10 protein-coding genes are annotated in these 10350 nt (G+C 59.3%); 3 read left to right on the top strand and 7 right to left on the bottom strand.

Going from position 1 to position 10350, the window contains the following annotated elements:
- Positions 1 to 556: 556 nt before the first annotated feature.
- Positions 557 to 3874: an error-prone DNA polymerase gene (locus ABIB57_RS25165; protein WP_354044093.1), complete on the bottom strand. Its 3318-nt coding sequence runs from the start codon at positions 3872 to 3874 to the stop codon at positions 557 to 559.
- Positions 3875 to 4719: 845 nt separating this feature from the next.
- Positions 4720 to 5082: a VOC family protein gene (locus ABIB57_RS25160; RefSeq protein WP_354044092.1), complete on the bottom strand. Its 363-nt coding sequence runs from the start codon at positions 5080 to 5082 to the stop codon at positions 4720 to 4722.
- Positions 5083 to 5334: 252 nt separating this feature from the next.
- Between ABIB57_RS25160 and ABIB57_RS25155 the strand changes: the two genes are divergently transcribed.
- Positions 5335 to 5772, top strand: coding sequence for a GFA family protein (locus ABIB57_RS25155; protein ID WP_354044090.1), 438 nt, complete (start codon positions 5335 to 5337; stop codon positions 5770 to 5772).
- Positions 5773 to 6750: 978 nt separating this feature from the next.
- Here the strand turns inward: ABIB57_RS25155 and ABIB57_RS25150 are convergent.
- Positions 6751 to 7494 carry an SOS response-associated peptidase gene (locus ABIB57_RS25150; RefSeq protein ID WP_354044089.1) on the bottom strand — a complete coding sequence of 248 codons (744 nt, stop codon included), beginning with the start codon at positions 7492 to 7494 and terminating at the stop codon, positions 6751 to 6753.
- On the bottom strand, positions 7495 to 7683 hold the full coding sequence (locus ABIB57_RS25145; protein WP_354044088.1) for a hypothetical protein: 189 nt from the start codon (positions 7681 to 7683) through the stop codon (positions 7495 to 7497).
- Positions 7684 to 7745: 62 nt separating this feature from the next.
- Between ABIB57_RS25145 and ABIB57_RS25140 the strand changes: the two genes are divergently transcribed.
- Entirely contained in the window at positions 7746 to 7961 is a 216-nt protein-coding gene (locus ABIB57_RS25140) for a hypothetical protein (RefSeq protein ID WP_354044087.1), read from the top strand.
- Between the two features lie 7 nt (positions 7962 to 7968).
- Here ABIB57_RS25140 and ABIB57_RS25135 read toward each other — a convergent pair whose 3' ends face one another.
- Together ABIB57_RS25135 and ABIB57_RS25130 are read right to left on the bottom strand one after the other, a co-directional pair.
- Positions 7969 to 8184 (bottom strand): hypothetical protein, encoded by a 216-nt coding sequence (locus ABIB57_RS25135; protein ID WP_354044085.1) that lies wholly within the window; start codon positions 8182 to 8184, stop codon positions 7969 to 7971.
- Positions 8185 to 8195: 11 nt separating this feature from the next.
- Positions 8196 to 8612 (bottom strand): thermonuclease family protein, encoded by a 417-nt coding sequence (locus tag ABIB57_RS25130; protein WP_354044084.1) that lies wholly within the window; start codon positions 8610 to 8612, stop codon positions 8196 to 8198.
- Between the two features lie 59 nt (positions 8613 to 8671).
- Between ABIB57_RS25130 and ABIB57_RS25125 the strand changes: the two genes are divergently transcribed.
- The gene (locus tag ABIB57_RS25125) at positions 8672 to 9874 is read left to right on the top strand and encodes an IS256 family transposase (RefSeq protein ID WP_354044083.1); all 1203 of its coding nucleotides are present in this window, start codon (positions 8672 to 8674) and stop codon (positions 9872 to 9874) included.
- Between the two features lie 230 nt (positions 9875 to 10104).
- Here ABIB57_RS25125 and ABIB57_RS25120 read toward each other — a convergent pair whose 3' ends face one another.
- On the bottom strand, positions 10105 to 10305 hold the full coding sequence (locus ABIB57_RS25120) for an excalibur calcium-binding domain-containing protein (protein ID WP_354044081.1): 201 nt from the start codon (positions 10303 to 10305) through the stop codon (positions 10105 to 10107).
- Positions 10306 to 10350: the final 45 nt, after the last annotated feature.

The following is a 10350-nucleotide window of genomic DNA, read 5'->3' as shown; positions in this document are numbered from 1 at the left end:
CGCCGCCACAGCCATATTGGCGGCGTCAGTCCCGAGGCGTTTGAAAGCGCCGCGGCGTGAGGCTGGGAAATGTCTGCCAAACCGGGGGCAGTCCACTGGTAGCAAGACCGATCATTCGACCGCCATTAAGCATGCACAGCGTTGCAGCAGAGGGCGCTGCCTAGCGCCCGAACTTCCTCCCACCCTTCCTGACGCCGACCCACGGTAACTCATCCTTAGCCGCCACCTGCCGGGCCAGTTGGAGCCGGGCGGACTCCTCGGGCGACAACCTCGTAAACCCGGCACTATGTGTCCCGGCATACCCCGAGGGCTTGCCAGCGTGCCCCAGCGAAAACGTAGGATGGTAGGTACCGCAGAGCGAACAGTAGAGACGACTGGCGAGATGAACCCGTCCCTCGAAGAAATCGAACTGCCAGCCGAGGCGCAAAGCCAACACCTCCAGTCGCAACTCCCCGTCGTGCGAGCACTGGTAGTAGTTGGTGCAGAACGCCGTGATAGTGCGCCCGCTAATGCGGAACGCGTCGAGCGTGGTCGCGCTGGCTGGAAGGATCATGGCTCAATGGAAGTTGCGGCCAGCAGGCAGCGCCAGCGTCGCCTTGCGAGCCTGTAGTTCGGCATACTGATCGCGCTCACGGGTGCGGCTGCCGTGGGGGCCGGTCTTGCCTTCGTCCGCGCGGGCAATCACCGCCTCGCCAATGTCGTGCCCGTTGGCAATCTTGAGGAGTTGCGGCGTCAGGTCGATGAACTCTTTGGCGATAACGTGCACCACCAAGCCCTCGCGCTGGAGTTGACCCTTGACGGCCATCACCCGCGCCCCCAGCACCACCGCCCGGTTGACCTCGAATACCTTAGGCCAGACGATTACGTTGGCGACCCCGGTTTCGTCCTCAAGGCTGGCGAAGATCACCCCGCTTGCCGTGCCGGGCCGTTGCCGCACCAAGACGAGTCCTGCAACCGTCACCATGCGGCCCGGCTGAATGGTGCGCAGATTGTCGGCAGGCACGATGCCTTTTCGCCGTAGCTCCTCTCGCATGAAGCTCATCGGGTGTGCCTTGAGTGACAGCGACAGGGTGCGGTAGTCGTGAATCACCTCTTCGCCGGGCGGCATAGGCGGGAGATTGAAGTCGGCTTCCTGTCGCATGCCCGGTAAGCCTGCTGACCGGAACAGCGGCAGGGTCTCTGCCCCATCAGTGCCGATCAGCCCCTTGGTCGCCCACAGCGCATCGCGGCGGTTGAGGCCGAGGGACTGGAAGGCATCGGCTTCGGCCAGCACCTCCAGCACGGCAGGCGATAGCTGGGTGCGCAACCACAGGTCCCGCACGCTGTCATAGCCGCCTCGCCGTCGTGCGACGATGATGTTGGCGTGCTCCGTTCGCAAGCCCTTGATCAGGTTGAACCCCAGCCGCACCCCATGGGTGCCCCAGATATCGTCCCGCATTTCGGCATGGCGGGGCGCGATGTAGTCGCCGGTGACGTTGCTGTGCTCCATGACGTTTTCGAGATCGGAGAAGTTGATATCGACCGGGCGCATATCGACCCCATGCTCCTGGGCATCGCGGACGATCTGGGCCGGGGCATAGAACCCCATCGGCTGGCTGTTGAGCAGCGCCGTGGCGAACACGTCGGGGTAGTGGCATTTGATCCAGCACGACACGTAAACCAGCAGCGCGAAGGACGCGGCATGGCTTTCGGGGAAGCCGTATGAGCCAAAGCCCTCGATCTGCTGGAAGCACCGCTCGGCAAAGTCCTGCGTATAGCCCCGTTCCAGCATGCCCCGGATCATCTTGTCGCGGAATGGCCCGACGCCGCCCGTGCGCTTAAAGGTTGCCATGGCCCGGCGCAGCTTGTCGGCCTCGCCCGGCGTGAACCCCCCCGCTACAATGGCAATCTTCATCGCCTGCTCCTGGAACAGCGGCACGCCATAGGTTTTCTTGAGCACCTGCTCGAGCTCCGGGGATGGGTAGGTCGTCGGCTCCAGCCCTTGGCGGCGCTTGAGGTAGGGATGTACCATGTCGCCTTGGATCGGGCCGGGCCTCACGATGGCAACCTCGATGACGAGATCGTAGAACTCGGACGGCTTGAGGCGTGGCAGCATCGACATCTGCGCCCGGCTTTCGATCTGGAACACGCCGATAGTGTCGGCCCGATGGGTCATCTTGTAGGTGCGCTCATCCTCCTGCGGCACCGTGGCGAGCGTCAGGGTCATGCCATAGTGCTGCTTCATCAGATCGAAACTGCGACGGATGCAGCTCAGCATGCCTAGCGCCAGGACATCAACTTTGAGGATGCCGAGGTCGTCCAGATCGTCCTTGTTCCATTCGATGACGGTGCGATCCTCCATGGCCGCGTTGGAAATCGGCATAAGATGGTCCAGTCGGTCACGGGTGATGACGAAGCCGCCAACATGCTGCGACAGATGACGCGGGAAGCCATACAGCGCCCTCACCACCTCTAGCAGTTGGGCTATGGTGGGATCGTCGGGGTTTATACCCGCCGCGCGGATACGCTGTTCGCTCATGTCACTAGAGCCCCAACCCCAGTTGAGTTTGCTCAACGCGGTAATGGAATCATCGGACAGGCCAAACGCCTTGCCAGCATCGCGCAGGGCACCCTTGGTACGGTAGGTGGTAACCACGGCTGTCAGCCCGGCATGATGGCGGCCATACTTTTGGTAGATGTATTGCATCACCTCTTCACGGCGCTCGTGCTCGAAGTCCACGTCGATATCGGGCGGCTCGTCCCGCTCGGTGCTGACGAAGCGCTCAAACAGCAGGTCCACCAGCATGGGATCGACTTCGGTGATGCCAAGGCAGAAGCACACCGCCGAATTGGCCGCCGAGCCGCGCCCCTGACAGAGGATGCCGCGTTCCTGCCGGGCAAAGCGGACGATGTCCTGCACGGTGAGAAAGTACGGCGCGTATTTCATCTCCGCGATCAGGGCCAGCTCGTGAGCCAAGCCCTTGGTGACCTTTTCGGGGATGCCCAATGGGTAACGCCAGGACGCGCCCTGATAGGACAGTCGCTCCAAGGTTTGCTGGGCGGTTTCGCCATCGCCAACGGTCTCCTCCGGGTAAATGTATTTGAGCTGATCGAGGGAGAAGTCGATGAGGGACAGGAGTCGGATCGTCTCGTCGATAGCGTCTCGGTGTTCCTCGAACAGCAGGGCCATCTCCATCGGCGTTTTGATGTAGCGCTCGCCATTGGGGGCCAATAGCCGCCCGGCCTTTTGCAAGGTGACGCCATGCCGGATGCAGGTCAGCACGTCCTGCAGGATGGACCGATCCCGGTCATGGTAAAGCGCATCGTTGGTCGCCAACATCGGCACGCCAACCTCACGGCACAGCGTTTGGAGCCGATTGAGCCGGGCACGGTCTTTGCCTTCGAACCGGACCGTTGCGCCGACCCAGACCCGACCGGGCGCAACCCTGTTGAGGGTGATGGCAATGTCCCGTGCCCGCTGCAAGTCGCGCTCGTTGGGCAGGATGATCAGCAGTTGGCCTGCGGCGAACTCCAACAGGTCGCCCAATTGCAAGAAGCACTGCCCCTTCGGCGCTCGCCGGTTACCGCGCGTCAGCAGGGCGCTCAGCCGTCCATAGGCATCGCGGTCGGTGGGATAGGCGACGATGTCGGGCGTGCCATCATCGAAGGCCAGCCGTGTGCCGACAACCAGCCGGAACTCGGGATAGCGGTCTTTCAGGTCCCGCGCGGCGACATGGGCGCGGACCACGCCAGCGAAGGAATTGCGGTCACAGATGCCCAGCCCCACGAGGCCCAAGGCAGCCGCTGTTTCCACCAGCTCAAACGGGTGAGACGCCCCATGCAGGAACGTGAAGTTGGTAGCGCAGACCAGTTCGGCATAGGCTGGCCGGTGCATGGGGGATGCCTCTTGATCGGGATCGATAAGAGAACATAAAGGGAACATCACGAGGTCGAGAGTCAATGCGCAAAACGGTAGCGCGTCAAATTTGACGGCTTGACCACATTCCGCGACAGAGTCCTTGTTGAGCTAGTGGAACGGGTGGTGCGTTGGGAATCGCAGCAGTCGGTGGGGCCACTCCCAGCACTCCACCGACCGGCGATGGGGCCATCTAGTACCGAACGATTGGCACGTACAAATCACTTTCGGCTAAGCCCTTGGCGGCAGCGTCAGCACCGGGCCGATCGGCTCCGTACTTGGCGATAATACAGCGGGCACGGTCGAGTTTTATTCTGTGCCTGCGGGCGAAGACGAACAGCTCGTAGGGCTGCCCGCCTGATTGCTCATCAGGTTTGGTCATACCCATAGTTACGCAGGAAACGTGTCGAAGTTGCGCCGGGCTGCCATGCCTATCCGGGTGGAACCATCTGCGCGAGTGCAGTCGAGCGAATTGCTGGATCGCTATGAGATCCGCACGTCGCCAAGCACATGGTTAGCAAACCGCTCTAGCTGGATGAGTTTGCCAGAAAGAAATTTGCGGTCGATCTTACGAAGTGTTGTGGGGTCAGTGGCCAATTCGGCGTTTTGACTGTGACCAGTCGGCTGCAGGACTAAGATCGTATTTCCGATATGGACCAGATCAGCGGCCTTGCACAAAGCATACTTGTCGGGTTTTTTCCGAGTGCCAAGCTATTCGCCTTCTCGGCATAACCCTGCCCGGCCTTGAGACGCATGGCAACAAATTACCCACCCAGATGATGCTTACCCTGTAAGCCGCGTAACATGCATTATGGAACGCTACTTTATTGCCCATTATTTTGGTGTGACAGTACATTGAGAAGCTTTCCGGTCGGATCAAAAAGATAGAAACGCCGCACCCCCCAGGGTTCATTGGTCAGTTCATATTCGATGCGAAGACCAAGATTTACGGCGAGCTGGTAGACGGCATCGACATCATCAACCTCTATCGAAATATCGGGGACCGGAGTTCCGGAGCCGCCTTCCGTGGCAATGCTTATTTGGGCTTGAGCGACTTCGTCCGATGCCAATGTTGCGATCCAGCCATGATCCATAACAAGGCTTAGTCCGAACAGGCCCGAGTAGAATTTGCTAACCTCATCGACCGAACTTGCGGCAATGTTTGAAACGATACGTTTTACGGACATGGATTATCCCTGCTTTGCCGAGCTGGTGCAGAAATCAAGATTTACGCACCATCCTTATCTTACATGGGGACTTGTTCATTGTGAGCATCACAGCTCTTTAAGCAGCGGCAGTTTGGTATATCCGAGGGGTGGTGGATGCCAACCACGATGGGCACTTCGGCCATCCGTCGGCGCTTTGTAACCGGGCTTCTGGTCGAGCGGATAAATTTGCCCTAAGTTTTGTCCTATTACGCAAGGTCATGGCCATTCGTTATGAGCACTAACCCACCCGATTTCCCTGTCCTAAACTTAGGACCACGCACCGGCCCAGACGGCCGACGCATCCGATACGGTGGATGCATATGCGGGGCAGTGCGATTTGAGGTACGCGGTTCGCCAATAGTTGTCGGTATCTGTCATTGCCTTGAGTGCCGCAAGGCTACCGGCGCCGACGCAATGCCTTACGCAGACTGGCATGCCAAGAATTTCTCAGTCACGGGTCTGATCCGCACATTTGTGGGGCGGAGTTTCTGCCCAGAGTGTGGCACTCGCCTGTTCAACCTCAATCGTGACCGGGTTTCGGTCATGCTCGGCTCCTTGGACGATGCGCCAGGCGACCTTCACCCCGTGCGCGAGGGCTGGATACTTCGACGAGAGCCTTGGCGTGTCCCTGTGAGAGGCGCCCTGCAGTTCGAACGCGACGTCCAATAGGGAGGCCTCGTGCGCGAGTTATTGTCGCGAAAATGGCGGGCGTCGCCCTTCACGGGAAAGACAGCGAAGACGCGTTTACCTTCGGCGAGCCGTCGTGTCTGATGCGACTGCAAATATAGGACGCGTTACAGCAGGGTGTGGCCGCTCATCGTTAACGTCCGACATGGGATCGGCTTTCCGCCGTTGCATAAATCAAGATTTATGCACCAAGCCTGAAGGTCGAAATGGGTGGGAAGCGGCCTGTCCGTTGTGGGCATGCCGCTACTAAAAACGGCAGTCGCAGAACTAACTGTACCCCTTAGGGCTCATGGCTGTTCCATGGAAATTTCGGGTCACGTGTCGTCGCGACAACCAAACGGAAACCACCCCAACAAGCACCTGCCCATGCAAACCACGCGACGCCGAGGGGCCAAGGCCATTCTGACAAGGATTGAACATGAACCAGGAATGCTGCTGCACCGGCGGCCTAGATTACCGCGGTTAAAACCACCGTTGCCCACCCTTGCCATGCCACCGGCTTTGGAAAGGTTTGCCGCTTCGGGGACTCCTGCTCAGCAATCCAGGGTGGTCGTCGCAGATATACAAACCTAAACCAATACTTATTTTCCACGTTCGCACCGTCTCTACTGTAACGCCAATGTGTCGGATTCGACAACAATGCGTACGCCACCGCAAGCCCAGTCGTCAAAATAGACAATGTCCACACGATGCTGGCCAGACATTGAATAGATCTTAAGGCAGCTTGCTCTGTGAGGTGGACGATGGCCGCTTAAGGCAGTATAGAATTCGTTCTCTAACTTCTGAAATGGGTCGGGAGCCGTCGGTGCAAATACCAAAATTTTTGCATGCGTTTTTTAACCTGCATTTTCAAGTTATTAGGCGGTGCAAAATACTGGGTCGAAATGCCCCGGGTCGACGACACGCCGAACCGCATACGCGAGGCTCCGGCTAATGAGTATAAGACAGCCGGCCGCTCGGCTAGAGTTCTAGTCCTGACCCATCGCCCGTTCGGTCTCCTCGCGCGACAATCATTAGCGCATCGTCGGGCAGTGGGCGTTGCAGGACCTTTGCCTCTGCCCACGGCGCGCGCATCCATACGTCGCGCTCGTCTTCAGTCGTCAAAATGACCGGCATGGCCTTCGGATGAACCGGGGCGACAATAGCGTTCGGCTCACAGGTCAGGAAGCCGAAGATGTCGTTGGTGGTGACTCCTTCCTTGGCCTTTCTCACGCTCGTCCATGTCGTCCACACGCCAGCGAATACCGCCAACGGGCGATCATCGCCAAGAGCGAACCACACCGGAGGATGGCTTCCATCCGGCAAGGCTTCGTTTTCCGAGAAACTGGTCATCGGCACCAAGCAGCGAGACTCGACACCGGTCCAGCGCCGCCAGTGGGGGCTATCGAGATTGCGAAGGTTGGTGACGCCAGCGTCGGGCTCTGCGGCCAGCAGGGCCCCGAAATCTGCCTCTTTGCCCTTGGCAATCAGCTTGTCGGCCCGCTTCTGGGCGTTCGCCTTGATGACGTTGAACGCCGTCGGCATGCCCCAACGGGCCTTGGTCAATTGCTGCCCGCCGTCCCAATTGCGGATAATCGGCGCTGAGTAGTCGGGGAAGATGCCGCGCTGGGGCTCAAGATTTCCAATACTGTCGAGGATCGATAGTTCGCGGTTCAGATCGATCAGGGCCTGCCGATTGCTGGTCATGCCATAGAGATTGCACATCTAGTTGGCGTCCAATCTGTGTTCAGAAATAGCGAGGTCAGTCTTTTCCTCGATCTCTTCGAAAATCATCACCACAATCAGGCGGCGCTGGTGATCAGACCCGCTCCAGAGGTCCACCAGCAACGTCTCCAGATAGTACACATAGCGCTCTGACAGATTGGCGCTAAGCCGGTCAACGAAGTCCTTCATGGCCATCACCTGCGCTCAAGCCCCCAAATCCTCTGCCGCCAATCAGGGCTTATCTTGTCATCGTGAAGGAGAACGCCATTGGCAAAAATGCACGGAATGAACGGAGAAAGGTGGTTGCGGCTTTTCTCAACGCGGCAGCGATTGTTGCCCTGACGGCAATGTGCCTAACGCCGGTGTTGGCAAACGACATGCGCTGGTGGCTGCCGTTATGCGGTGTTGCCACTGGATTGCTCAGTCATCTCGCTGCGTTGCTTGTGGTCGCGGAGCTCGAAGACTGACGTCGGGTCACCCAGTATATGGGTAGGTTACGAACATCGTACCCGCACCGCAATGACGGCAGCGAGTTCCGGCCCGCAGCGCTTCAACCGCATCCATGTCGGGGCCATAGATATCCATGAGCTTTTGAAAATCGATCTTATGCCGGTGGCCGCATCCACCCATGCAGCCGACCTGTACCTGCATCCCGGCAACGATATATTCGCGCAACGTCAGAATCGGCACGATTGGCTCGATTAACTGCACCACCACTCGTCGCCATCCGGCCAATGCCGTGCCAGTCGCTCACTAATCAAGATATCGCCGACGTCACGTCCGCCGACTCTGACGGTGGCCAAGGTCCGCTTGCCAGTTCCGTCCAAGCCGAATGTCTCCACCGTGAAAGCGTTAGTGTTCAGAAGATCAAGCAACCGTGCACTCGCCTTCTTAGCCAACGCTACCTCTGCCGAACCTCCGCAGATCGCGGTATAGGGTTCCGGTGTATCATAGGATTGAAGGCGAAGATTTCGCCCCTCGAACCAAATGGTGTCGCCGTCTACCACGCAGCTGTACCGGGCCGAACCACACATGGAGAACTTGATGGTCGATTCAACAGCAACCCCCTGCTGCGCCAGGTCGTGTCCCTGGACGTGGTGTAGCTGATCGGTGGTCATCGACGGATTTCCGGTAGGGTCGGGTTGCTCACACCAACCCTGTACCTGAAGGACCACCGATGACCGATGCCATGATGAACCTGCGTGCGCTCGTGGAGAAGACCCCGGACGCCGATATTCTGCGCGAGATGATCGGCTTTGCCGCCGAGCGCTTGATGGAGCTGGAGGTCGGCGCCGCCACCGGCGCCGGCTATGGCGAGAAGAGCGCCGAACGTCTGGCGCAGCGCAATGGTTATCGGGAGCGCGACTGGGAGACCCGTGCCGGCACGGTCGAACTGCGCATCCCCAAGCTGCGCAAAGGCAGCTATTTCCCCGGGTTCCTGGAGCCGCGCCGCCTGGCCGAGAAGGCGCTGACCGCCGTGATCCAGGAGGCCTATATCCAGGGGATATCGACGCGCTCGGTGGACGATCTGGTCAAGGCCATGGGCATGAGCGGCATCTCCAAAAGCCAGGTGAGCCGGCTGTGCGAGGAGATCGACGACAAGGTGAAGGTGTTCCTTGATCGCCCCATCGAGGGGGACTGGCCCTATCTGTGGATCGACGCCACCTATCTCAAGGTACGCCAGGGTGGGCGCATCGTCTCGGTCGCGGTCATCATCGCCATCGGCGTCAATGCCGATGGCCGGCGTGAGGTGCTGGGGATGCAGATCGGCACCTCGGAAGCCGAGGCGATCTGGACCGGGTTCCTGCGCAAACTGACCCGGCGTGGCCTGCGCGGGGTCAAGCTGGTGATCTCAGACGCCCATGAAGGCATCAAGGCCTCGGTGACCAAGGTATTGTGCGCCACCTGGCAACGCTGCCGGGTGCACTTCATGCGTAATGTTCTTGCCCATGCAGGCAAGAGCGGCCGCCGGGTCGCCAGTGCCTTCATCGCCACCGCCTTCGCACAGGAGACGGCCGAAGCTGCCAGCACCCAATGGCGTGCCGTTGCCGATCAGATCCGCCCCAAGGTGCCCAAGCTCGCCACCATCATGGATCAGGCTGAGCATGATGTGCTGGCCTACATGACCTTCCCCAAGGAACACCGCACCAAGCTGCACTCCAACAATCCCATCGAGCGGCTCAACGGTGAAATCAAGCGTCGTACCGACGTCGTCGGCATCTTCCCCAATGAGGATGCCATCACCCGCTTGGTCGGCGCTATCCTGCTCGAACAGAACGATGAGTGGGCCGTGCAGCGCACCAGATACATGACGCTGGAAACCATCGGCCAGATGCGCGATGATCCGCTCGTCAGCCTGCCGGCCGTGCCAGCGCGCTGATCATCCCGGCACTGCCGGAAAGCGTGGAGGCCAAGCCTCAGTTACACCACGCTATGGGACACGATCCTGCGCCAACGCCCCTGACGCGTAACCCTTATCTTCGCGCGCCCCAGATACGAGCGCTGAAATCCCACTGACAAGAACAACAATGGCGACAGCGGGACCTGCCAGTTGCCGCCGGTGGTGGCGCGACAATAAAGCTTGGCGGGATCGACGAGCTGGAAAAGGCCTCAAGGCAAGGTCTCACAAGCAATACCATCATTGTCTCGATCTAACCCGTCAGGATCGCCCGGACCTTGCGCATCGAAATAAGCCTGAGCCTCCTCTTGCGAGCGAAAGTCTTTGCAGTCCATGTCCGCCAGAGCCAAAGTCGGCAAAGCAAAAGAACCGAGCACTAGCCCACTGGCAAATGTAGCAATAAATTTTTTCATGAAATCCTCCTGCTCTAAGTTGCAATTACAGCAGGTAGAGTCAAT

Origin of the sequence: Devosia sp. UYZn731, assembly GCF_040546795.1 — a bacterium.
GTDB lineage: Bacteria > Pseudomonadota > Alphaproteobacteria > Rhizobiales > Devosiaceae > Devosia.
The sequence above is the reverse complement of the archived record's forward strand: the minus strand, read 5'-3'. Positions and strand labels throughout refer to the sequence as shown.

What these genes read in the sequence shown, in the direction of transcription:
- ABIB57_RS25150 (WP_354044089.1), bottom strand. Translation starts at nt 7,494, where the DNA reads ATGTGCAATCTCTATGGCATGACCAGCAATCGGCAGGCCCTGATCGAT.
- ABIB57_RS25120 (WP_354044081.1), bottom strand. Translation starts at nt 10,305, where the DNA reads ATGAAAAAATTTATTGCTACATTTGCCAGTGGGCTAGTGCTCGGTTCT.
- ABIB57_RS25130 (WP_354044084.1), bottom strand. Translation starts at nt 8,612, where the DNA reads ATGACCACCGATCAGCTACACCACGTCCAGGGACACGACCTGGCGCAG.
- ABIB57_RS25155 (WP_354044090.1), top strand. Translation starts at nt 5,335, where the DNA reads ATGAGCACTAACCCACCCGATTTCCCTGTCCTAAACTTAGGACCACGC.
- ABIB57_RS25160 (WP_354044092.1), bottom strand. Translation starts at nt 5,082, where the DNA reads ATGTCCGTAAAACGTATCGTTTCAAACATTGCCGCAAGTTCGGTCGAT.
- ABIB57_RS25165 (WP_354044093.1), bottom strand. Translation starts at nt 3,874, where the DNA reads ATGCACCGGCCAGCCTATGCCGAACTGGTCTGCGCTACCAACTTCACG.
- ABIB57_RS25145 (WP_354044088.1), bottom strand. Translation starts at nt 7,683, where the DNA reads ATGAAGGACTTCGTTGACCGGCTTAGCGCCAATCTGTCAGAGCGCTAT.
- ABIB57_RS25125 (WP_354044083.1), top strand. Translation starts at nt 8,672, where the DNA reads ATGACCGATGCCATGATGAACCTGCGTGCGCTCGTGGAGAAGACCCCG.